Source organism: Luedemannella helvata (assembly GCF_039528415.1).
GTDB classification, from domain to species: domain Bacteria; phylum Actinomycetota; class Actinomycetes; order Mycobacteriales; family Micromonosporaceae; genus Luedemannella; species Luedemannella helvata.
On sequence record NZ_BAAALS010000017.1, the window covers coordinates 65,376 to 86,560 of the forward strand.

19 protein-coding genes, 1 tRNA gene and 1 pseudogene are annotated in these 21,185 nt (G+C 72.3%); 11 read left to right on the top strand and 10 right to left on the bottom strand.

The window, feature by feature from the left end; translation table 11 throughout:
* The first annotated feature begins 31 nt into the window (after positions 1-31).
* Positions 32-2,857, top strand: coding sequence for a type I DNA topoisomerase (topA, locus tag ABD191_RS17965; RefSeq protein WP_344083078.1), 2,826 nt, complete (start codon positions 32-34; stop codon positions 2,855-2,857).
* A gap of 216 nt (positions 2,858-3,073) precedes the next feature.
* Here the strand turns inward: topA and ABD191_RS17970 are convergent, their stop codons facing one another.
* Complete coding sequence (locus ABD191_RS17970; protein ID WP_344083080.1) at positions 3,074-3,310, bottom strand: CsbD family protein; 237 nt, start codon at positions 3,308-3,310, stop codon at positions 3,074-3,076.
* 91 nt (positions 3,311-3,401) lie between these two features.
* Positions 3,402-4,712, bottom strand: a complete 1,311-nt coding sequence (locus ABD191_RS17975) for a D-arabinono-1,4-lactone oxidase (RefSeq protein WP_344083082.1) — start codon at positions 4,710-4,712, stop codon at positions 3,402-3,404.
* 190 nt (positions 4,713-4,902) lie between these two features.
* Here ABD191_RS17975 and ABD191_RS17980 point away from each other — a divergent pair, with 190 nt between their 5' ends.
* Positions 4,903-5,544, top strand: coding sequence for a TetR/AcrR family transcriptional regulator (locus ABD191_RS17980; RefSeq protein ID WP_344083203.1), 642 nt, complete (start codon positions 4,903-4,905; stop codon positions 5,542-5,544).
* Here ABD191_RS17980 and ABD191_RS17985 read toward each other — a convergent pair.
* On the bottom strand, positions 5,541-6,776 hold the full coding sequence (locus tag ABD191_RS17985) for an amino acid deaminase/aldolase (protein ID WP_344083084.1): 1,236 nt from the start codon (positions 6,774-6,776) through the stop codon (positions 5,541-5,543). The two genes, ABD191_RS17980 and ABD191_RS17985, sit on opposite strands and share 4 nt — an antisense overlap.
* 148 nt (positions 6,777-6,924) lie before the next feature.
* Between ABD191_RS17985 and tmk the strand changes: the two genes are divergently transcribed.
* The 7 genes from tmk to ABD191_RS18020 all read left to right on the top strand — a co-directional run bounded on the left by tmk (position 6,925) and on the right by ABD191_RS18020 (position 14,021).
* Positions 6,925-9,234 carry a dTMP kinase gene (gene tmk / locus ABD191_RS17990; RefSeq protein WP_344083205.1) on the top strand — a complete coding sequence of 770 codons (2,310 nt, stop codon included), beginning with the start codon at positions 6,925-6,927 and terminating at the stop codon, positions 9,232-9,234.
* Positions 9,231-10,457 carry a DNA polymerase III subunit delta' gene (locus ABD191_RS17995; protein ID WP_344083085.1) on the top strand — a complete coding sequence of 409 codons (1,227 nt, stop codon included), beginning with the start codon at positions 9,231-9,233 and terminating at the stop codon, positions 10,455-10,457. Before tmk ends, ABD191_RS17995 begins: the two co-directional genes overlap by 4 nt.
* 129 nt (positions 10,458-10,586) lie before the next feature.
* Entirely contained in the window at positions 10,587-10,910 is a 324-nt protein-coding gene (locus ABD191_RS18000; protein ID WP_344083087.1) for a YbaB/EbfC family nucleoid-associated protein, read from the top strand.
* A 10-nt stretch (positions 10,911-10,920) separates the two neighbouring features.
* Positions 10,921-11,232, top strand: a complete 312-nt coding sequence (locus ABD191_RS18005) for a hypothetical protein (RefSeq protein ID WP_344083089.1) — start codon at positions 10,921-10,923, stop codon at positions 11,230-11,232.
* Complete coding sequence (locus ABD191_RS18010; RefSeq protein ID WP_344083091.1) at positions 11,229-11,882, top strand: hypothetical protein; 654 nt, start codon at positions 11,229-11,231, stop codon at positions 11,880-11,882. The genes ABD191_RS18005 and ABD191_RS18010 overlap by 4 nt, the downstream gene beginning before the upstream one ends.
* Before the next feature lie 32 nt (positions 11,883-11,914).
* Positions 11,915-12,781 carry a PSP1 domain-containing protein gene (locus tag ABD191_RS18015; protein ID WP_344083093.1) on the top strand — a complete coding sequence of 289 codons (867 nt, stop codon included), beginning with the start codon at positions 11,915-11,917 and terminating at the stop codon, positions 12,779-12,781.
* Between the two features lie 301 nt (positions 12,782-13,082).
* The gene (locus tag ABD191_RS18020; protein ID WP_344083095.1) at positions 13,083-14,021 is read left to right on the top strand and encodes a carbohydrate-binding protein; all 939 of its coding nucleotides are present in this window, start codon (positions 13,083-13,085) and stop codon (positions 14,019-14,021) included.
* Positions 14,022-14,062: 41 nt separating this feature from the next.
* On the opposite strand, the gene ABD191_RS18025 is transcribed toward ABD191_RS18020, so the two are convergent.
* Entirely contained in the window at positions 14,063-15,790 is a 1,728-nt protein-coding gene (locus ABD191_RS18025; protein ID WP_344083097.1) for a metallophosphoesterase family protein, read from the bottom strand.
* 126 nt (positions 15,791-15,916) lie between these two features.
* On the opposite strand from ABD191_RS18025, the gene ABD191_RS18030 reads away from it, so the two are divergent.
* Entirely contained in the window at positions 15,917-16,714 is a 798-nt protein-coding gene (locus tag ABD191_RS18030) for an AAC(3) family N-acetyltransferase (protein WP_344083099.1), read from the top strand.
* A gap of 116 nt (positions 16,715-16,830) precedes the next feature.
* Here ABD191_RS18030 and ABD191_RS18035 read toward each other — a convergent pair.
* From ABD191_RS18035 to ABD191_RS18050, 4 genes are all read right to left on the bottom strand, one after another.
* A tRNA-Thr gene (locus ABD191_RS18035) sits at positions 16,831-16,903 on the bottom strand.
* A 47-nt stretch (positions 16,904-16,950) separates the two neighbouring features.
* Positions 16,951-17,172 (bottom strand): C1orf53 family protein, encoded by a 222-nt coding sequence (locus ABD191_RS18040; RefSeq protein ID WP_344083101.1) that lies wholly within the window; start codon positions 17,170-17,172, stop codon positions 16,951-16,953.
* Positions 17,173-17,223: 51 nt separating this feature from the next.
* Positions 17,224-17,667 (bottom strand): HNH endonuclease, encoded by a 444-nt coding sequence (locus tag ABD191_RS18045; RefSeq protein ID WP_344083103.1) that lies wholly within the window; start codon positions 17,665-17,667, stop codon positions 17,224-17,226.
* 76 nt (positions 17,668-17,743) lie between these two features.
* Entirely contained in the window at positions 17,744-17,866 is a 123-nt protein-coding gene (locus tag ABD191_RS18050) for a hypothetical protein (RefSeq protein ID WP_344083105.1), read from the bottom strand.
* A 130-nt stretch (positions 17,867-17,996) separates the two neighbouring features.
* Here ABD191_RS18050 and ABD191_RS18055 point away from each other — a divergent pair, with 130 nt between their 5' ends.
* Positions 17,997-18,767 carry a DUF2231 domain-containing protein gene (locus tag ABD191_RS18055; protein ID WP_344083107.1) on the top strand — a complete coding sequence of 257 codons (771 nt, stop codon included), beginning with the start codon at positions 17,997-17,999 and terminating at the stop codon, positions 18,765-18,767.
* A 24-nt stretch (positions 18,768-18,791) separates the two neighbouring features.
* Here the strand turns inward: ABD191_RS18055 and ABD191_RS18060 are convergent, their stop codons facing one another.
* Both ABD191_RS18060 and ABD191_RS18065 read right to left on the bottom strand, forming a co-directional pair.
* The gene (locus ABD191_RS18060) at positions 18,792-20,183 is read right to left on the bottom strand and encodes an MFS transporter (RefSeq protein ID WP_344083109.1); all 1,392 of its coding nucleotides are present in this window, start codon (positions 20,181-20,183) and stop codon (positions 18,792-18,794) included.
* 265 nt (positions 20,184-20,448) lie between these two features.
* Positions 20,449-21,185, bottom strand: a pseudogene (locus ABD191_RS18065) (hypothetical protein); the annotation flags it as partial.

Genomic DNA, 21,185 nt, shown 5'->3' on the forward strand with positions numbered 1-21,185 from the left:
GGCCGACGTAGCAAGACCCGAGGGAGTACGGGTGCCGAAAGCGCAGCAGACCGCGCAGCCCAGGTCGGGGGGCACGCGCCTCGTGATCGTAGAGTCGCCCGCCAAGGCGAAGACGATCTCGGGTTACCTGGGGCCGGGATACGTCGTGGAGGCCAGCTACGGCCACGTGCGTGACCTGCCCCGCAACGCCGCCGACGTGCCCGCCCGCTACAAGGGCGAGTCGTGGGCGCGCCTCGGCGTGGACGTCGACAACAACTTCAACGCGCTCTACGTGGTTAGCCCCGACCGCGCCAAGCAGGTCGCGAAGCTCAAGGCGCTGACCAAGGAGGCCGACGAGCTGCTGCTCGCCACGGATGAGGATCGCGAGGGGGAGGCCATCGCCTGGCACCTCCTGGAGACCCTCAAGCCCAAGATCCCAATCAAGCGCATGGTCTTCCACGAGATCACCAAGTCGGCGATCCAGCAGGCCGTGGCCAACCCGCGCGCCATCGACCAGTCCCTGGTCGACGCCCAGGAGGCCCGCCGCATCCTCGACCGCCTCTACGGCTACGAGGTCTCCCCGGTGCTGTGGAAGAAGGTCATGCCGAAGCTGTCGGCGGGCCGCGTGCAGTCCGTGGCCACCCGCATCGTCGTGGAGCGCGAGCGCCAGCGCATGGCGTTCCGCTCGGCGGAATACTGGGACATCCTCGCCACGCTCGCCGTCACCGACGCGGGCGACGGGCCGCGGACCTTCAACGCCACCCTCATCGCGCTCGACGGCGACCGCGTCGCGTCCGGGCGCGACTTCGTGCCCACCACCGGGCAGATCGCGCCGAACTCCGGCGTCGTGCACCTCGACGAGGGCGCCGCGCGAGGGCTCGCCGCCCGGCTCGAGGGGCGCCCGTTCAAGGTCACCCGCGTCGAGGAGAAGCCGTACCGGCGCAAGCCCTACGCGCCGTTCATCACCTCGACGCTGCAGCAGGAGGCGGCCCGCAAGCTGCGCTTCTCCTCGGCGCAGACGATGCGCATCGCGCAGCGGCTGTACGAGAACGGCTTCATCACCTATATGCGTACCGACTCGGTGAACCTGTCGGAGACCGCCCTCGCCGCGGCCCGCAGCCAGATCGCCGAGCTGTTCGGCGACCGGTTCGTGCCGCCGCAGCCGCGCCGGTACACCGGCAAGGTGAAGAACGCGCAGGAGGCGCACGAGGCGATCCGCCCGGCGGGCGACACCTTCCGTACGCCCGGCGAGGTCGCGAACGAGCTGTCCACTGAGGAGGTGCGCCTCTACGAGCTGATCTGGCGGCGCACGATCGCCTCCCAGATGACGGACGCGGTCGGCTTCTCGGTGTCCGTCCGCGTCCGCGCGGTCACGGCCGGCGGCGAGGAGTGCGACTTCGGCGCCACCGGCAAGACCATCACGGACCCGGGCTTCCTCAAGGCGTACGTGGAGTCCTCCGACGACGAGGCCGCCGAAGCCGAGGACGCCGAGCGCCGGCTGCCCGTCCTGGCCAAGGACCAGCCGCTGACGGCCGACTCGCTGGAGCCGGTCGGGCACACCACCCAGCCGCCCGCCCGGTACACGGAGGCGTCCCTGGTCAAGGCGCTGGAGGAGCTGGGCATCGGCCGTCCCTCCACGTACGCCTCGATCATGGGGACGATCCAGGACCGTGGGTACGTGTTCAAGCGCGGGCAGGCCCTCATCCCGTCGTTCCTGGCATTCGCCGTGTCGAACCTGCTGGAGCAGTACTTCCCGCGCCTGGTCGACTACGACTTCACGGCCGCCATGGAGAACGAGCTGGACGAGATCGCCGGTGGCGACGCGGCGGCCGTGGACTTCCTGCGCGCCTTCTACTTCGGCGACGACCGGTCCACGATGGGCCTGATCGCCCAGGGCGGCGGCCTGAAGAAGATGGTGACCGAGAACCTCGGCGACATCGACGCGCGCGGGGTGAACTCCATCCCGCTGTTCCGCGACGACGCCGGCCGTGACGTGGTCGTGCGCGTGGGCCGCTACGGGCCCTATGTCCAGCGGACGCTGCCCGGCGAGGACGCGAACGCGGAGAACGGCGGCGACCGGGTCTCGCTGCCGGACGGCATCGCGCCCGACGAGCTGACCCCCGAGAAGGTCGAGGAGCTGCTGCTCGGCGGTGGCGGCGAGCGCAAGCTCGGCGAGCACCCGGACACCGGCGAACCGATCGTGGTGAAGTCCGGCCGGTACGGGCCCTATGTGTCGTCGGGGGAGCGCAACTCGTCGCTGCTCAAGACCCAGTCGCCGGACACGGTGACCCTCCAGGACGCGCTGCGGCTGCTGACCCTGCCCCGGGTGGTGGGCGTCGACGAGGCCGGTCAGGAGATCGTGGCCGCCGCCGGGCGCTACGGCCCGTACATCAAGCGGGGTGACGACTTCCGGTCCCTGGAGACCGAGGAGCAGATGTTCACGGTCACCCTCGACCAGGCGTTGGCGCTGCTCGCGGCCCCGAAGACCCGCCAGCGCCGGGCGGCCGCCGCGCCGCTTCGGGAGCTGGGCAACGACCCGCTGACCGAGAAGCCCCTGGTCATCAAGGATGGCCGGTTCGGCCCGTACGTCACCGACGGCGAGACGAACGCGTCCCTGCGACGCGGGCAGACCGTCGAGGCGATGACGGTCGAGCAGGCGAGCGAGATGCTCGCCGACAAGCGGGCCAACCCGTCGACCAAGAAGGCGGCGAAGAAGGCAGCGGCCCCGAAGAAGGCAGCTGCGCCGAAGAAGGCGGCGGCCAAGAAGACGACCGCGAAGGCGACCGGCACGGCGACGAAGGCCACCAAGAAGGCCCCCGCCAAGAAGTCCGCCCCCAAGGCGACGACCGCCAAGAAGGCCACCCCCACCCCGGACTGACCGCCCCTCATCCCGCCCCGCCCCGCCCGCTGCGCCGCCGCGTTGCGCGGACGTTTGGACGGTTTGGCGTGTCACGGAGGGGCACGGTTTGGCGCGGAACCGCCCAAACGTCGGGTGGAGCGGGCGTGGAGGGGGCGGGCGGCGGGCGGTGTGCGCGGGCGGTGTGTGCGTGCGAAGGGCGGCGACCCGCACCGGGTCGCCGCCCTTTCGGCATGGTTAGCGCGTCGGGTACTCCGACCGGCGCGCCGCGTCGTAGTCCGCCGACGTGAACGAGTCCTTGACGTCGTGGGCGGCGTCCTTGACGTGCTCGCCGGCCTGCTTGGCGTTCGCCTTGGCCTGGTCCGCCACGCCCTCAGCCTCAAGGCTGTGGTTGTCGGTCTTGTCGCCGATCCACTCCTTGACCTTGCCCTTGAGCTCCTCGGCCTCGTTCTGAATCTTGTCACCGAGCGACATCGCGACCTCCTCGTCGTGGTCGGCGCCCTTATCGGCGCCGACTTCGCGCTGCTAGAGACGTGCCCGTCGTTGTCGTCCGGCAAACATCGCGTCAGGTGCCGAACACCCGCCCGGTGTAGGAATTGGCGAAGACCCGGCCCGGGTCCAGCCGGTCGCGTACCGCGAGGAAGTCGTCGAATCTCGGGTACGCCGTGCGGAGCGTGGCCGCGTCGCGGAAGTGCATCTTGCCCCAGTGGGGCCGGCCGCCGAGCGGCGCGCACACCTGCTCGAACTCCCGGAAGTACTCCTCGTAGGGCATGCCGACGTACTGGTGGATCGCCAGGTACGCGTTGTCACGCCCGTACCCGTGGGAGAGCCAGATGTCGTCGGCGGCCGTGAACCGGACCTCCACCGGAAAGACGACCCTGTACGGCAACCTGTCGATCACCCGGCGCAGCGCGGCGAACGCCTCCGGCAGGGCGGCGCGCGGTATCCCGTACTCCATCTCCACGAAGCGGACCCGGCGCGCGGTCACGAACACCTCGTGCGAGGAGGCCGTGTACTCGCGCGGGCTGAGGGCGCGAGCGGACATCGCGTTGATCGCCGGAACGGTGCCGGGCAGGGCCCGGCCGAGCCGGCACATGCCCGCGAAGACCCGGTTGGCGAGCAGGTCGTCGTCGAACCATCGGCGCCACCCGGGCAGCGGGGCGTCCGAGGTCGGCACCCGGTTGTTGACCTTGGTCTGGGTGCGTTCGGTGTACGGGAACCAGTAGAACTCGAAGTGGTCGTTGGCGCCGACCCACTCGTCCAGCCCGGCCAGCACGTCGGCCAGCGCGGTCGGCCGTTCCCGGGCGCGCAGGATGAACGCGGGCACGCAGCGCAGGGTGACCTCGGTGACGACGCCGACCGCGCCCACCCCGACCCGGGCGGCGGCGAACACGTCGGGGTGCTCGGTCGCCGAGCAGCGCAGGATCGCGCCGTCCGCGGTCACCAGCTCCAGGGCCTCGACGAACGTCGACAGGCAGCCGTACGCCGCGCCGGTGCCGTGCGTGCCCGTGGCGAGCGCCCCCGCGATCGTCTGCGCGTCGATGTCGCCGAGGTTGGGCAGGGCGAGCCCGAGCGCGGCGAGGGCTGCGTTCAGCTGCCGGAGGGTGGTGCCCGCACGGACGGTCACCGTCCCGGCGTCCGCGTCGGCGGCGATGACGCCGCTGAGCCGGCCGAGTTCCAGCCGGACGCCGTCGGTGGCGGCCGCCGACGTGAACGAGTGGCCCGACCCGACCGCCTTGACGGCGCGCCCGGCGGCGACCGCCCCGGTCACCGCCGCGGCGACCTCGGCCGCGCTCGCGGGGTACCCGACCGCGACCGCGTCGGCGCGGACATTCCCGGCCCAGTTACGCCACGTAGTGGCCGTCGGTGCGCTCATGAGATGTGATTTCCTCTCGCACGTCGCGGGTCGCCGCGAAAGATCTCGTGACTCTCCGCAACAATGTCACTACAACTCGCCCTGCCTGCGGAAAGCTGTGACCTCAGATGGGGCATGATTGATGCCGCTGACAGACGGGGGCGATGGTGTGCCCGAGACGGATGATGATGAGGAGGTCACGCCGGTGGTGATGCAGACCAGCGCGGCGCCGGCGGGTCCGCTGCGCCGGATGCCCGTGCAGGGGCGCAGCCTCGCACGGGTGCACCGGATGCTCGATGCCTGCGCCGAGCTCGTCGATCAGGTCGGTTACGACGGCCTGACGACGACCCTCCTCGCGGAACGCGCCGGGGTGGCGATCGGCTCGGTCTACCAGTTCTTTCCGGACAAACGCGCGATCGTGCAGGCGCTTACCCTGCGTAACCTCGACGCGTACCTGGACCGGCTCTCGAAGCGGATCACGGACGGCCAGTTGCACAACTGGTGGGACGCCGTGGACGCCGCTATCGACGAGTACATCGCGATGCACCGGCATGTGCCCGGCTTCCGGACGCTGCACTTCGGCGACGTCGTCGACGTCCACCTGCTCGACGAGGAACGCGACAACAACGTCGTGATCGTCGAGCGGCTGGGCAGCCTGCTGGTCGAGCACTTCGGCCTGCGGGACGAGCCCCGACTGCGGTTCAACCTCGCCATCGCGGTGGAGATCGCGGACGGGCTCATCAAGTACGCCTTCCGGCGCGACCCCGACGGCGACGAGCTGGTGCTCGCCGAGGCCAAGAGCCTCATCCGCGACTATCTGCACCGTCACGTCGACTCCGAGCAGGCTGGCTAGAGGAACGCGGGCGCGCGCTCGCCCCGGTAGGTGAGCGCCGTGTCCTCGATGGCGTCGCCGCGTACCAACCGCAGCGCGTCGAGATGTTCGCACACCTCGCCCGCCTTCGCGTGGCGGAACCATACCCGGTCGCCGACCCGCAGCCCTGCGGCCCCCGGGCCGGTGAGCGGCGTCTGCACCTCGCCGGCGCCCTCCCGGCCGAGCAGGTGCAGGCCGGCCGGCAGCCACGGCTGCGGCAGGCGGTCGGCCCCGGCCTCGCCCGAGGCGATCCACCCGCCGCCGTGCACGGTCACGATGCCGGGCGTGGGCCGGCGGACCACCGACAGCGCGAAGAACGCGGCCGGGGTCGGCCGCCAGGCGTGGTAGCTGTCGAAGAGGGCCGGACCGTAGAGGCCCGAGCCGGCGGTCACCTCGGTCACCGACGGGTCCGTCGCGGTGCCGGCGAGGCTGCCGGTGCCGCCGCCGTTGACGAACTCCAGGTCGGCGTACTCGCGTACGGCGGCAACGGCGGCCGTACGCCGGCCGATCAGCTCGTGCAACGACCGGGCCTGCAGGCGGCGCAGCGCCGCGCCCCGCAGCGGCTTGCCGGGCGGCGCGTCGCCCATGCCGGCGATCTGCGCCTCGTACGCCATGAGGCCCACCAGCCGGAAGCCCGGCCGGGCGGTGATGGCGGCGGCCAGCGCGGCGGCCTGCCCGGGCTCGTGCAGCGGCGAGCGACGCACGCCGACGTGCAGCCGCCCGCCGAGCAGCCGCAGGGAGGCGTCCAGCTCGATGCAGACCCGGACGGGTTCCCGCTGGCCGGGCGCGGCGACCGCGTCGACGAGGTCGAGCTGGTCGGTGCTGTCGACCATCAGGGTGATCGCGGCCGAAAGCTCAGGGCTGGCCGCCAGCTTCCCGAGCGCGGTCCGGTCGGCGATCGGGTATCCGACGACTATGTCGTCGCTCACCCCGCCCTCGACGAGCCAGATGGCCTCCGCCAGGGAGTACGCCATGACGCCGTGCCAGCCGGGTCGCGCGAGGGCCCGGCGCAGCAGGTGACGGCTGCGCACGGACTTGCTGGCGACGCGGATGGGCTTCCCACCGGCCCGATCGACGAGGGCCTCCGCGTTCGTATCGAAGGCCGCGATGTCGACCACACCGACCGGCGGGTCCAGATGGCTTGTCGCGGCGTCCAGGCGATCGCGGAGCGCGCTCCGGTCGTCGGCGGGGCGACCCGATTGACCTGCTGGCACATTAAGCACGTTAGCGGGACGGAGACCTAATGCGAAAGAGATTCGCCTACGTGTGGTGACCGCTAACTCACCCAAGGGTACGCGTCGGGGATCCCTCAGGGACGCGCGGAATACGCCTGACCAGTAGTGGGACTACAGTGAATCGGTGATGGGGCGCTCGCCCCGGCACATGCTCACGGACCGATCCGCCAGGGCCGACGGGGGAGGTATCGCCATCACTACGAACGCGGCCGAGGCCGACGACACCGGGTTCGGCGCGGTCCTGCGCGTGCGGCCGTTCCGGCGGCTGTGGCTCGTGCTCGGGGTCGCGTCGCTGGGCGACTGGCTGGGACTGCTCGCCACCTCTGTCTTCGCCGCGCAGCAGGTGACCAACCCGGCCGCCCAGGGTGCCGCCTTCGGTGGCGTCATCGCCATCCGGCTGCTGCCCGCGCTCGTGCTCGGGCCGATCGCCGGCGTCCTCGCCGACCGCTTCGACCGCCGGTACACGATGGTGGTCTGCGACCTGATCCGGTTCGTGTTCCTGCTGTCGATCCCGATGGCCGCCCTGTTCACCGACAACGGCGCGGTCGTCATCGCGTGGACCGCCATCGCCACGTTCCTGGTCGAGGCCGTCACCATGATGTGGCTGCCCGCCAAGGACGCGGCCGTGCCCAACCTGCTGACCCGGGGCCAGCTCGAGACCGCGAACCAGCTCACGCTCGCCACCACCTACGGGGTCACGCCCGTGCTCGGGGCGCTCATGCTGGCCGGCTTCACCAAGGCGCTGTCGGGCATCCACGAGGCCACTGGCCAGTCGTTCCTGGACCCGACCGCGTTCTCGCTGTACTTCCTGGCCTTCACCCGGCTGGCGACGGCCGGCGTGGTGTTCTTCGGCATCCGGGAGATCAGCGGCCACGGCAGCCGGCGCGGCGAGAAGACCCCCGGCGTGGTGCGCGAGTTCGTCGACGGCTGGAAGTACGTCGGCGGGACCCCGCTCGTGCGCGGCCTGGTGCTCGGCATCCTCGCCGCCTTCGCCGGCGGCGGCATGGTGGTCGGCGCGGCGAAGTTCTACGCCAACTCCCTCGGCGGCGGCGAGTCCACGTTCTACATCCTGTTCGCGATGATCTTCATCGGCCTCGCGATCGGCATCGTGGCGGGCCCCAGGCTGATCGGGGCGCTGTCGCGGCGGCGCTGGTTCGGCATGTCGATCGTGCTGGCGGGCATCTCGGTCGGGCTGCTCACCTTCGCCTGGCACCTGTCGGTCGCGATCGCGTTCGTGCTGCTCGTCGGCGTCTCGGCCGGCATGGCGTTCCTCGCCGGCACCACCCTGCTCGGCGGCGAGGTTGCCGACGAGGTGCGCGGGCGGGTGTTCGCCTTCGTCAACATGGCCACCCGCGTCGTGCTGATGCTCGCGATCTCGCTCTCCAGCGTCCTGGTCGGCCTCGGCTCCGTACGCAAGGTCAACTTCTTCGGGTTCGGCTTCGATCTGTCGACCACCCGCATCCTGCTGCTCGCCTCCGGGGTCGTCGGCGTGCTCGCCGGCGTGGCCGCCTTCCGGCAGATGGACGACAAGCCCGGCGTACCCGTCTGGCGCGACCTCGTCGGCTCGCTGCGCGGGCGCCCGCTCGGCATCCCGGAGCCGGTCGCCGGCCGGGGCCTGTTCGTCGTCTTCGAGGGCGGCGAGGGCGCCGGCAAGAGCACCCAGGTGGCCCTGCTGGCCGAAGCCCTGCGTGGGGAGGGCCGGGCGGTGCTCGTCACCCGCGAACCCGGCGCCACCGACGTCGGCGTGCGCATCCGCGAACTCGTGCTCGACCCGGCCGTCGCTGACGGTCCGACCGGGGTGGTGCTGGGCCCGCGCGCCGAGGCGCTGCTCTACGCCGCCGACCGCGCCCACCACGTGGCCAGCCTGGTCCGCCCGGCGCTCAAGCGCGGCGACGTCGTCATCAGCGACCGGTACGTCGACTCCTCGCTGGCCTACCAGGGCGCCGGCCGTACCCTGCCGGTCGACGAGATCGCCTGGCTGTCCGACTGGGCCACCGGCGGCCTCACACCCGATCTCGTCGTGCTGCTGGACGTCGAGCCGGTCGTCGGGCTGGCCCGGGTCGACAACCGGGGCGGCTCGGCCGACCGGTTGGAGGCCGAGTCGCTGCCGTTCCACGAGCGCGTACGCAGCGGCTTCCTGCGCCGGGCCGCCACCGATCCGGGGCGTTACCTGGTGATCGACGCGACCACGGCGCCGGAGGACATCGCCGCGAAGGTGCTCGCCCGGGTCCGTCAGCTGCTGCCGCCCGCACCCGCGAAGCCGGCCGCCCCGGGCGACGGCGGGCAGGTCACGGCGGCCACGCCGGACGGCGCGGCGCAGGAGGGCGACGCCCCGCCCGACGACGAGGCGGGCGACGCGCCCGCCCGCGACGGCGGCAGCGGGCGCGTCGTGGCGCTGCCGGGCGTGTCCCTCGACACGGGGGTGGCCCGGCCGTGACCGCCGCGCTCGCCACCGGTACCGAGGGTCGCGGACCCTCGACCCACCCGCCCGTCTTCGCCGACCTGGTCGGTCAGGGTGAGGCCGTCGCGACGCTGGCCGCCGCCGCCGAGGCGGCCGCCGCGGTGGTGCGGGGCGAGCCGGTACGCGCGGGCGCCATGACCCACGCCTGGATCTTCACGGGGCCGCCGGGATCGGGCCGCTCGGTGGCCGCGCGCGCCTTCGCCGCCGCGTTGCAGTGCCCCCAGGGCGGCTGCGGGGAGTGCGCCCAATGCCACACCACCCTCGGCGGCACCCACGCCGACGTGCGGTATGTGGTGCCCGAGGGCCTGTCCATCGGCGTCGGCGAGATGCGCGACCTCGTGCTGCGGGCGGCCGGCTCGCCCACCGGCGGGCGCTGGCAGATCGTGCTCATCGAGGACGCCGACCGGCTCACCGAGGCCGCCGGCAACGCGCTGCTCAAGGCCGTCGAGGAGCCCGCACCCCGGACGGTCTTCCTGCTGTGTACGCCGTCCACGCACCCCGACGACATCTCCGTCACGATCCGCTCCCGCTGCCGCGTCATCACCCTGCGTACCCCGTCCATGGACGCCATCGCGTCGGTGCTGGTGTCGCGGGACGGCATCCCGCCCGCGGACGCGGCGTGGGCGGCCGGCGTGGCGCAGGGGCACGTGGGGCGCGCCCGGCGGCTCGCCCGCGACCCGCAGGCGCGGGCCCGGCGCGAGGCCCTGCTCGCCGTGCCGCGGCGACTCACCGGCATCGGGGCGTGCTTCGACGCCGCCGCGTCGCTGATCGAGGCGGCCGAGGCGGAGGCCGCCGACCTCGTCGCCGACCTCGACACGCGCGAGCGGGCGGAGCTGGAGACCGCGCTCGGCGCCGGCGGTACGGGCAAGGGCGCCGCCGGAGCGGCGCGCGGCACGGCCGGCATCCTCAAGGACCTGGAACGGCGGCAGAAGTCGCGCGCCACCCGGGCGCAGCGCGACGCCCTTGACAGGGCGCTGGTCGACCTGGCCGGGTTCTACCGCGACGTGCTCGCCACATCGTTCGGCGCGCCCGTGCGGCCCGCCGTGTCGGCGGACGTGGCGGCCGCCGCCGGCCGTTGGACGCCGGAGAGCACCCTGCGCCGCCTGGAGGCGGTCCTCGCGTGCCGCGCGGAGATCGAGGCGAACGTCAAGCCGCGCATCGCGGTCGAGGCGATGATGCTCACCCTCTGGCAGGGGTGAGCCGACCCGTTGACGTGTCCGACGGGATCGCCGGTCGCCGTGCGCACGGTGACCTGACCGGGGTTATCCACAGGGACTTTCCTCGATACCGTTGAGGGCCGTAGTTTCGCCCACGGGGAGGTTCGCCAGATGCCGCGCGAGATCGACGAACGGTGGATCGAGGAGGCGATCGAGCGCTACCAGCGTGTCGAGAAGCTCCAGGCCGAGTTCGAGCAGGCCGTGGGCGGCATCGAGGTGACCGTGCGGTCGCCGGACGGGCTGGTCGAGCTGGTCGTGGCCGGCGATGGCAAGGTCCGCGACGTGGTCGTCAGCGAATCGTTCGCGTCGCACACGGCGCGCGACCTCTCCCGCGCGGTGAAGGCCGCGCTCGCGGCGGCGGACGACGCCGCCGGCTGGGCGCGAGCCAAGCTGCACCAGGACATGTACGGGGAGTTCCGCCCCCTGTCGAGCTGACGGAGGTCCGATGAGCGAGACCCTCTCCGGCGCCGCTGGGGCGCTGCGCGCGGCCGGCGCCGCGCTGACCGGCGCGGCGTCGCGGCTGCCCCTGGCGGACCCCGGCGCCGGCGCGTTCGGTGGCCACGGTCCCGGCCAGCTGGGCGACCTGGGCCGGGCCCTGCACGCGCACTGGCAGGGCGCCCTGGACGCGCGCGCCCGCGAGGCGGCGGCACACGGCGCGCGGGTCACCGACCTCGCCGCCACGCTCGGCCGGGTGGCTTCGGGCTACACCACTGTGGACGACGACGCGAGCAAGCGTGCGCCGGAGGTGGACCTGTGAGCGAGAGGTTCGACGCGCTGAGCCGGATCGGGCCGGTGGCACGGCCGCTGCTGGACCGGGTCGACGCCGCGCTCCTGGCGCACGGCGCCCCGCAGGGGCACCGGATCTGGGCGCACCTGCGCCGGCTGGGCACGACCCCGGCCGACGCGGTGGCGTTCTTCGTCGATGCCGACGCCGCTCCGCTTCGCGCGGTCGCCGGCCGGCTGCGCGGCGAGGTGGCCGCCTTCCGGGCGGCACCCGCGCCCACGCAGGTGCGCTGGACGGGCTCGGGCGCGGAGACGTACGCCGCCCGCGCGACCGCCGTGCGCGACCACACCGACGCCATGACCGGTCGGCTGGCCGCCACGGCGTCCTTCGCGGACGACGTCGCCGCCTGGTGGGACGAGTCGCGGGCGGCCGTGGCCGCCGCCCTCGCCGAGGTCCTGACCTCGGCGCAGGCCATCACGGTCACGACCGGTCCGGCGACGGTCACGACCGACGTGCTACGCGCGGCCGCCGACATCGGCGCGCACGTGCTCGACGCGGTCGCGGCCGCGCACGAGGCCGGCCACGGCCTGCTGCGCGGCGGCGCCGACCTGGGCGAACTGCCGTTCGCGCCGGGCGCGGACCCGCAGCGCCGCGTCGACGCGACGGTCGATGTTCACCACTGACGATCGGCGCGGTCCGCGCGTAGGGTGGCGGCATGGGTCAGCTCTGCGCGGTCAGTTTCAACCGGTACGGCCGTCTCTACTACCTTGATCCCGGAGAGTTCTCCCCGGCGGTGGGCGACCTCGTGCTCGTACCCACGGACGACGGCCCGGTGGTCGCCGAGTGCGTGTGGGCGGCCCAGTGGGTCGACGACGACACGGCCGGCTTCCCGCGGCTGATCGGCCCGGCCGGCCCGGACGACCTGGCCCGCGACCAGGCGATACGCAAGGCGAAGGCGGACGCGAAGACGGCCGCCAAGCGGCTCATCCGCGCCCACGAGCTGCCCATGAAGGTCGTCGCCGTCGACCACGTGCCCGCGCCCGACAGCACCGGCGGCGCCCGTACGACGATCTATTTCACCGCGCCCCATCGCGTCGACTTCCGTTCGCTCGTCCGCGACCTCGGCGCCACCCTGCGGTGCCGCGTCGAACTGCGGCAGCTGTCGGCCCGCGACTCGGCGCGCGTACAGGGCGGCATCGGCTCGTGCGGGCGCGACCTGTGCTGCGCCACGTTCCTCACGGACTTCGAGCCGGTGACCATCCGGATGGCCAAGGACCAGGAACTGCCGCTCAACCCGATGCGCATCTCCGGGGCGTGCGGCCGGCTCATGTGCTGTCTCAAGTACGAACATCCGCTGTACCAGCAGTTCCAGGCGACCGCGCCGGCCCACGGCGAGCGGGTCAGCACCCCGGAGGGGGAGGGCCGCGTGGTCGGGCACAACGTGCCGCGCGACTCCGTGCTCGTGCGCCTCGACTCGGACGGCTCGCGGACCAGTTGCGCCCGCGCGTCCGTGTGCGGCTCCCGCCAGGCGTACGAGCAGCGTCACGCTCCCCGCCAGGCCGCCCCCTCCAGCGACTCCTGAGCGGGCGACGGCGGCCCTTGCGAATGAGCTGAAAAAGAGACTTATCGAAATATTTGCCGATCTCCTCGCTTTTTGATCCACGCATATGCGGTGATTGATTTAGGCTCGGGGTGTCGCACGGGGGCGATGGACAAACGGGGCCCTGGCGCACCGGCGCGCCTTCAATGCTTCTTTCCCGCAGATCGCGGGTGTCCGGAAACGTCGCCTTGCCGAGTGACCGCGTTCATCGCGAGGGTCCGGCATGGACCGGGCCCGTGTCCTGGGGAGGATTCATTTGTCACACCTGTCGTTGCGGCGTGGGATGAGGCGCGCCCTCGTCACCGCCGCCGCTGTCGTCGCTGGCCTCGGGGTCGCGACGCCGGCCCTTGCCGTCCCGCCGGACCCGACCGGGCCGGTCACGTTCGGAACCTACGCCAACCAGGTCCACTACACCGGGGACGAGCAGTCCACCAGGGGCTGGAAGATCTCCTGGGAGATTCCCACCATGACCAACGCCAGCCAGGCGTGGATGGCGGTCGGCCAGTGGTACTTCGGCTTCGAGAGCGGCGTCTACCACACCCCCGGCGAGGGCTGGTGGGTCTACTACTACGGCGACCAGGACGGTCTCACGGGCAACAACCCCGACTGTGACGAAGCGTGGGGCGAAGGTGGCCACTGCCGCGGCGCGATGGAGAACCTGTCCCCCGGCGACCACGTGACGTTCACCTACCAGTGGTGCAACGCCAGCGGGGTGGCCGACCTGTCCGGTCAGTACAACTGCATCTGGGTCGACATGCACGACGGCGTCGGCGACCGGTTCCTGGCCAAGGAATACCGGCTCAACCAGACCGTCGAGATGTACACCCACGAGGTGGAGAACTTCGGCGACGTCAGCCCGGTCACGTATCCCGAGCCGATCATCCCGTGCAACGCGCCCGTGCGCATGCTGGGCCAGCAGCTGAAGAGCCCCACCGGTTCGTGGCTCAACATGACCGGCAACCTGTGGGACTTTGTCAACGGCAACCCGGCGCCGCCGCGCGCGCAGTACCAGTACCAGAACATCAACACCTCGGCGAGCCCGGCGACCTGGGAGTCCTGCAGCGTGCCGCCGCCGGCCTGCCCGGCCGCGTGGAACGCGTCGACGCTCTACGAGACCGGTCAGGAGGTCGGCCACAACGGCCACAAGTGGCGCGCCCGCTGGTGGACGTACGCGAATGAGCCCGGCGTGACCAACGCCTGGGATGACCTCGGCGCCTGCTGACCGAGCGCGTGCGGCGGGCAACCAGCCCGCCGCACGCGGCGTCAGCGGATGGTGATCGGCGGCTCGATGCGCCGGGGGACCAACGGGTCGCCCGGCTCGAACCACGGCTCGTACTCCGGCGCGGTGGGCGTGGGGATCCAGTGCTTGCTGACGTTGTCGACGCCGATCGGGTGCACCGTGAGCGACCCGTCCACGTCGATGTGCATCCGCAGGAAACACTTGTACCCCTGGATGCCCTGCCCCGCGAACAGCTCGTTGACGTTCACCAGCAGCCGGCCGGCGATGAGCAGGTAGAGCGCGACGACCTGGGCCGACAGCAGCGCGATCACCGGGCCGTAGAAAGCGCCCGCCGTCAGCGCCGGCAGCGGGGTGGGCCAGTGCATCATCGGCAGTTCGCGCCACACGGCCGCGCCGGCCACGGCGAGGGCCACCTGCACGAACCCGTGGGTCAACCCGAGCACGTAATGTTTCGTCGCCCGGTGCCCGGACGTCAGGCCGGCGGCGAAGAACAGGGTCAGCCCCAACGTGGCCGCGACCATCAGGAACACCGGCGTGGTGAGCACCCGCCCGCGCGCGTCCACCAGGGCGAGCATGAGCAGCGTGTGCAGGAGGCCCAGCAGCGCCAGGAAGCTCGCGTTGCGCCGGGGCAGCCGCCAGAACACCCCGCTGGCCAGGGCCAGGGAGCGGGCCTTCGACGGGTACGTGCGGGCCAGCCGGTACTCCTTGCCGTTGCTGGCCTCGCGCGGCAGCGCCTGCTTCGGCGGTACGGTGATCTTTGACGGCAGCGTGTGGGTCGCGGCCAGATACGCGCCCCCACCCCCGCACGTGATGAGCTGCCGTCCCGTGCCATCGACCGTGCCGCCGGCGGTGTCATCCCAGGCCGGCGGCGTGTCCGCCAGCGCGTACCGCGAGTAGTGGTGCAGGTCGCCGGAGAGCATGAGCGCCACCCGGCCGCCCGTCGGCGCGATCACCTTCCGCAGGAAGTAGTCGATCGTGTCGTACTCCCGGGTGCTCTCCTGCGCCTTGACCCACGACGGGTTCGGGGTCGCCAGGATGATCCGGTCGCCGGGCTGGATCTGCTCGGCGACCGCCTTGAAGTACGTCAGCTGCGGGTCGTCGAGGTAGCCGCCGTCCTGCGAGTCCAGGGCGATCAGCCACCAGCGCTGCGGCAGCTTCAGGGCGAAGTAGCTACGCGTCTGCGCGGTGCGCCAGCCGCCGATGCTGGTGCCCTCCCGGCGTGCGAACGTGCGCAGGAACGCCGACAGGCCGTCGTACCAGTCGTGGTTGCCCGGCACCGCGTAGAGCGTGGGGATGGGGTCGCCGGGCGGTGGGGTCGGCATCGCGGCCCGGTACGGCCCGCGGAAGCGGTCCTCGTAGGCCAGGTCGTTCGCCGTCGGATAGACCTGGTCGCCGCCCATGACCAGGACCCGGCCGCGGGGCAGTCGCTCGCCGCCGACCTCGATCTCCGGCTGCGCCAGCAGGTACGCCATGGAGTACGTCGCGTCGAACCCGTCGCCGAGGTCGGCCACGAAGTCGAACCACAGCTCCTCGCCTCCACTGTGGTCGAACGTCTCGGCCGGGAAGGCGTTCTGCAGCTCACGCTTGTCCAGGTAGGCGCCGAACTGTTCGGCGAGCGCGACACGGGCGCCGGTCACGGCGAGCAGGACCGGACCCAACCAGGGAACCGGCTTGCGCGGCGTGAAGCCGAGCTCCTGCGGATCGAGGGACGTGGGGCGGGGAGTGGCGGTGCCGAAGGCGTCGTCGGTCACGGCTGGTCAGGCTAGCGGGTGCGGCCGCCCGCCCGCCAGCGGCCCATTCAACGTCGTCGGTGCGGCGGCCCGCGAAAGCGATGTCGCAACAGGCCCTCAGGTGCGGTTCATGTGACGATGCTCGGCATGACGACCACTGCGCCCGGTCCGCTGACGCGCAGCGTGCTCGCCGCTGAGCTACGGCACCTTGGCCTGGAGGCGGGCGATGTCGTGCTCGTGCACTCGTCGCTGAAGGCGCTCGGCTGGGTGTGTGGCGGCCCGGTCACGGTTGTCGATGCGCTGCTGGATGTCCTCGGCCCGGACGGCACGCTGGTGTCCTACGCGCAGTCGCCGGACAATCGCGACCCGGCACGCTGGCACCACCGGCCTGTCCCGCCGGAGTGGTGGCCAACGATCCGCGCCAACCTGCCGGCCTTCGACCCGGCGACCACGCCGTGCCGGGAACTCGGGCTGGTCGCCGAGACCATCCGGACGTGGCCCGGTGCCGTGCGCAGCGCGCACCCCCAGACGTCGTTCACCGCGGTCGGCGCGGCGGCGGGTGACCTCATGGCGGTGCATGACCTGGAAAGCGAACTGGGCGAGCGATCTCCGCTGGCCGCGTTGGAGGCCATCAATGCCAGGATTCTTCTTCTCGGCGTCGGATACGACCGTTGTACGGCCTTTCACCTAGCGGAATGCCGGCTACCCGGTGGCACGCCCCGATCGAATGCATGTCGCGTCCGCACCGCCACCGGCGCCGAATGGATTTCATTCGAGGGCACCGCCCACGACTCAAGCGATTTCAAAGATCTTGGCGCGGCGTACGAACGCACGTCCGGTGCCGTTCGACGAAAGTGCATCGGCGCTGGTCACGCACGCTTGATGCCGCTGCCTGGCGCCGTAACGTTCGCGACCGCCTGGCTGCGTCAGGCGCGCTGTCGGTGACGCCTGAAAGGCCACGTTGATCGGCTCAGGCCGGCCGCGTGATCGGTTTGCCGGCGTCGACCGCATCAAGCATGTCGGCCCTGGTCACGGTGTGACCAGGGCCGTCGTGGTTGCCGAGCCGCCTCGGGGAATCGAACCCCGGACCTATTCATTACGAGTGAATCGCTCTGCCGACTGAGCTAAGGCGGCAACGGTGGTCAAGTGTACAGAACCGCGGGCCCGGTTCGCGCGGGGGTTCACGTCACGTACGGGCAGTGCCGGCAGCCCCGCTCGCAACACCGGCCACGGGCGGCGAGAAAGCCCGCCGTCAGCACGAACAGCCCGGATTCGGGATCAAGGTAGCCGGCCTGCCCGGCGTCGAGCGCCGCCCGATGGGCTTCCAAGATCTTTTCATGGTACGGGTGCCCCGGCGCGAGCCGGTCGGGATGTGGCTCGTTGAGCGCCCGGGTCGGATCCATCGCCCCGACCGTACCCGGGCCGCGCCCACCGGTGGGGTGGGCGCGACCCGGTCAGCGCGCGTGGATGGCCGCCCAGGTAGGGGCGGTCGGCGTGATGCGCAGCGGCATCCTCGCCTCGGGCGGGGTGCGGTCGCCCTTGCGCTGGTTGCACGGCGAGCACGCGGCGACCGTGTTCAGCCACGTGTTGCGGCCGCCGCGCGAGCTGGGCAGGACGTGGTCGATGGTGCTGGCGTTGCCGCCGCAGTAGGCGCACCGGCGGCCGTCGCGGGCCAGGACGCCCGCCCGGGACCAGGCCGGACCGCGCCCGTAGCGCCAACGCGTCACCACGTAGGTGACGAGGCGGACGACGCGGGGCACCGGGTACACGCCGATGAGCCGGTCCGGCTCGGCCTCGTGCACGACGGCGACCTCGCGCAGGAGCATGCGCACGGCGTGCCGGAGGCTGACCCGGTGCAGCGGCCCGAGGTCCGCGTTCAGTACGAGTACGCCGGTCATCCCTCCTCCTTTACGTCAGCCCAAAACAAAAGCCGCCCTGCCCCGCAGTGGGGAGGGCGGCGCGGCGGCCTGGGAATCAGGCCCGCTCCTCCCACCCCGGCCAGCCGCCTTCGACGGCGCGCAGCACGCTCGTGCTGGCGTCGTTGATGTGGCGGCGGGTCATCGGCTCTCCTGAACGGTTCTGTGCGTTGCGGATCACACGGTAAGGGTGCGACAGCTGCCCTGACCACCGATTTTCGCGGTACATTGATGAATCTCTCTTATTGAGCACGTTTCACGTGGGCAGCGCCGGGCAAGACGGAAAGCGGGCCGTCGAGGAGGTGGTGTCGATGCGCAGCCGTACGCGCGTTCAGGGTGAGCCTGTCAGTCCGATGCTGGCGATGCTGGCGCTCGGCATCTTCGCGAACGTCCTGCTGTTGGACCTGGGCGGGCTCGTCGCGGACTTCTCGTTCTTCGGCCTGGTCGCCTTCTGGAGCATGCTGGCCGGCCTCGTCGCGGCCCTGCCGGCCGCCGTCGCCGCGATCATGGACATGCTCGCCGCGCCCAGCGACTCGGTGCGCTCGGCCATCACCCGGCACGGCCTGGCCGACATCGGCATGGTGGGCCTGTTCGGTGTCGTGTGGCTCGGCCGGCTCGCGGGCCAGCGGGAAGGCAACGGCTGGTACCTGGCCGTGGAGGCGCTCGCGTTCGCCATCGGCATGGCCGGCGCCTGGTCGACCCGCGGGCGGATGCTCGCCGAGCGCCCGCCCGCCACCGAGCCGTCTCCGCTGATCGCCTCGGGCGCGGGCCTGACGGTCCTCGACACCGTCCGCCTGACCTGGCCGCCGCGCACGGTCACGACGGACACGGCGCAGTCCGGGGCGACCGCCCCGGAGGACACGGCTGCGGCCACGGACGACGACTCGACCCCCGAGGCCACCGCGGCGACCAATGACGACGCTTCTGACGACGTCACCGCCGTCATCGACACCGCGGCCGTCGAGGACGCTCTGGCCAGCCGGGAGAGCGCCGACGAGCCGCCCGCGGACGGGCACGCGGCAGAGACCGTTCGCCTGCCGGGGCCGCGGGCGACGCCGGAGGTCACCCGCGCGGCCGCGTAACGCCACGACCGGTACGGATAACGGTCACGTGGCGGATGCGGCGGTCGGAGCGGGGTGCTCGGGCGGCAGTTCCGGCAGGGCGTTGCCGGCGGCGCGGGCCGCCCACGCCTCGTCCTCGGCGATCTTGCGGGCGAGGCCGGCACGACCGTCGTAGCGCAGGAACTGTGGCAGCGCGGCGGCCAGTGCGCCCGTACCCACCACGCACAGGACACCGCCGAGGAAGATGGAGCCGCCCGTACCGACGAATCGGGCCGCGATGCCCGACTCGACGTTGCCCAGCGTCGGCCCGATCGAGTACGAGAGCATCTCGACGCCGGCAAGCCGCCCGCGCAGCCGGTCCGGGATGGTCTGGTTCCAGATCACCGACCGGAACACGCCGGAGATCATGTCGGCGCCGCCGGCGATCATCAGAAGCAGCAGCGCCAGCCACAGGATGCCGGTGTGGTCGTCACCGCCGCCGGTCAGCCCGAGGGTGAGCGCGGACGGGCCGAATGCCGCCACGCCGAAGCCGGCGATCGCCACGCCCCACGCGCCCGCCGCGAGCACCACCATGAGGCCGTGCCGGTGCACCCGGCCGGTCCAGCCGGAGGTGAGGGTCGCCAGCAGCGCACCCGCTGACGGGGCCGCGTAGAGCAGACCCAGCACAGCCGGGCCGCCCAGCTTCATGGCCACGAACGGATAGAGCGCCTGCGGCATGCCGAAGAAGGTCGCGTTGATATCCACCAGATAGGTGCCGAGCAGTTCGGGGCGACTCCTGGCGTACCGCAGGCCGGCGACGGCCGAGCGCAGGGACGGTCGTTCGGCCGCCGGGGGCGGTGGGACGGTGCGGACGAACGCCAGGCATGCCAGCGACGCGGCGAACGTGGCGAGGTCGATGGCGTACACCCAGGTGCTGCCGACCGTCGCCAGCAGCACGCCGGCCAGCGCCGGGCCGGCGAGCGAGGCGATGTTCATCCGCAGGGAGTTCAGGACGCTGGTGGCGGGCAGTTGCTGCGGCTCCACGAGGCGGGGGATGAGCGATTCCATCGCCGGCCGCTGGATGCCGTCGACCGCCGTGGTCAGCGCGGCCACCACGAACAACACCCACAGTTGCGGCTTGTCCAGCAGGGCGTTGATCAGCAGTACGCCGGTGAGCAGCGTGAACGCCACCTCGCCGTAGATGATCAGTCGTCGTCGGTCCAGGTAGTCGGCCAGCGCACCGCCCACGAACGCCATGAAAAGCAGCGGTACGAGCTCACAGAGCCCGAGCAGGCCCACCAGGAGCGGCGACCTGGTCATTTCCGCGACCTGGAACGGGATCGTGATGTAGGTGATGAAGGAACCGAGCGCGGACACGCCCGAGCCGCTGAAGACCAGCCGGAAATCGCGGGAGGTCCGCAACGGCGTCAGATCGAGAGCCAGATGTCGAGCGCGCACGAGCGCTCATGCTCGCGTGCGCGAACGCGGGCTGTCCAAGCATTTTCCGCGTCACGCCAAGGACGGCGTACCCGAATTGCGCCCGGGTTCGGTACGTAGGGCCAATGTCGGGGCTGACCGGCGAACAGACGCGGCCGGGGTTGGGCGCCTGCCAAACCCCGGCCGCGTCGACCGGTCGGTCGTGGTGGCCGCGAACCCGCGAACGTGCCGGGCGCGGCCACCGTGCCCCGGCGACGGCTTTCGCGCCGCAGCCGGGGCTCAGTTGTCAGCTGCCGCCACCGCCGCCGGCGCCACCGCCGCCACCAGCTCCGCCGCCGTAGCTGCCGGCACCCGCGCCAGCACCGGCACCCGAGCCGGAACCCGAGCCGGCACCCGAGCCGGAACCCGAGCCGGAACCCGAGCCGGCACCGGCACCGGCACCGCCGTAGCCCTCGCCACCGGGTGCGCCGTAGCCGCCGCCCTCGGGCGCGGTGTAGCCGCCGGCCTCGGGGGCGCCGCCAGCGCCAGGAGTCCCGTAGCCGCCGGCCTCAGGCGCGGTGTAGCCACCGGCCTCGGGGGCGGTGTAGCCGCCGGCCTCGGGCGCGCCGTAACCGCCGGCCCCGGGAGCGCTGTAGCTGCCAGCACCGGCGCCGGCACCAGAGCCCGCACCAGCGCCGCCGCCACCGCCACCGCCACCGCCACCGCCGGGACCACCAGCGCCACCGGCGCCGCCGCCACCACCGGCACCGCCGGCACCGCCGCCACCACCGGCGCCGGCGCCAGCTCCGCCGCCGTAGCTGCCGGCGCCCGGGGTGGTGCCGCCGTAGCCGCCGGCACGCGGGGTGGTGCCGCCGTAGCCGCCGGCACGCGGAGCGCTACCCGCGCCAGGAGTGCTGTAGCCACCCGCCTCCGGGGCGCTGTAGCCACCTGCGGCGCGTCCGCGTTCGGGGGCGCTGTAGCCGCCCGCGGCGCGTCCGCGTTCGGGGGCGCTGTAGCCGCCCGCGGCGCGTCCGCGTTCGGGGG

Excerpts from the sequence above, each read along its gene's own strand:
- ABD191_RS18055 (WP_344083107.1), top strand. The coding sequence starts at position 17,997 with ATGCGCAGCCGTACGCGCGTTCAGGGTGAGCCTGTCAGTCCGATGCTG.
- ABD191_RS18030 (WP_344083099.1), top strand. The coding sequence starts at position 15,917 with ATGACGACCACTGCGCCCGGTCCGCTGACGCGCAGCGTGCTCGCCGCT.
- ABD191_RS17970 (WP_344083080.1), bottom strand. The coding sequence starts at position 3,310 with ATGTCGCTCGGTGACAAGATTCAGAACGAGGCCGAGGAGCTCAAGGGC.
- ABD191_RS18045 (WP_344083103.1), bottom strand. The coding sequence starts at position 17,667 with ATGACCGGCGTACTCGTACTGAACGCGGACCTCGGGCCGCTGCACCGG.
- ABD191_RS18020 (WP_344083095.1), top strand. The coding sequence starts at position 13,083 with ATGAGGCGCGCCCTCGTCACCGCCGCCGCTGTCGTCGCTGGCCTCGGG.
- ABD191_RS18000 (WP_344083087.1), top strand. The coding sequence starts at position 10,587 with ATGCCGCGCGAGATCGACGAACGGTGGATCGAGGAGGCGATCGAGCGC.
- ABD191_RS18040 (WP_344083101.1), bottom strand. The coding sequence starts at position 17,172 with ATGGATCCGACCCGGGCGCTCAACGAGCCACATCCCGACCGGCTCGCG.
- ABD191_RS17980 (WP_344083203.1), top strand. The coding sequence starts at position 4,903 with ATGCAGACCAGCGCGGCGCCGGCGGGTCCGCTGCGCCGGATGCCCGTG.
- ABD191_RS18015 (WP_344083093.1), top strand. The coding sequence starts at position 11,915 with ATGGGTCAGCTCTGCGCGGTCAGTTTCAACCGGTACGGCCGTCTCTAC.
- tmk (WP_344083205.1), top strand. The coding sequence starts at position 6,925 with ATGGGGCGCTCGCCCCGGCACATGCTCACGGACCGATCCGCCAGGGCC.
- ABD191_RS17975 (WP_344083082.1), bottom strand. The coding sequence starts at position 4,712 with ATGAGCGCACCGACGGCCACTACGTGGCGTAACTGGGCCGGGAATGTC.
- ABD191_RS18005 (WP_344083089.1), top strand. The coding sequence starts at position 10,921 with ATGAGCGAGACCCTCTCCGGCGCCGCTGGGGCGCTGCGCGCGGCCGGC.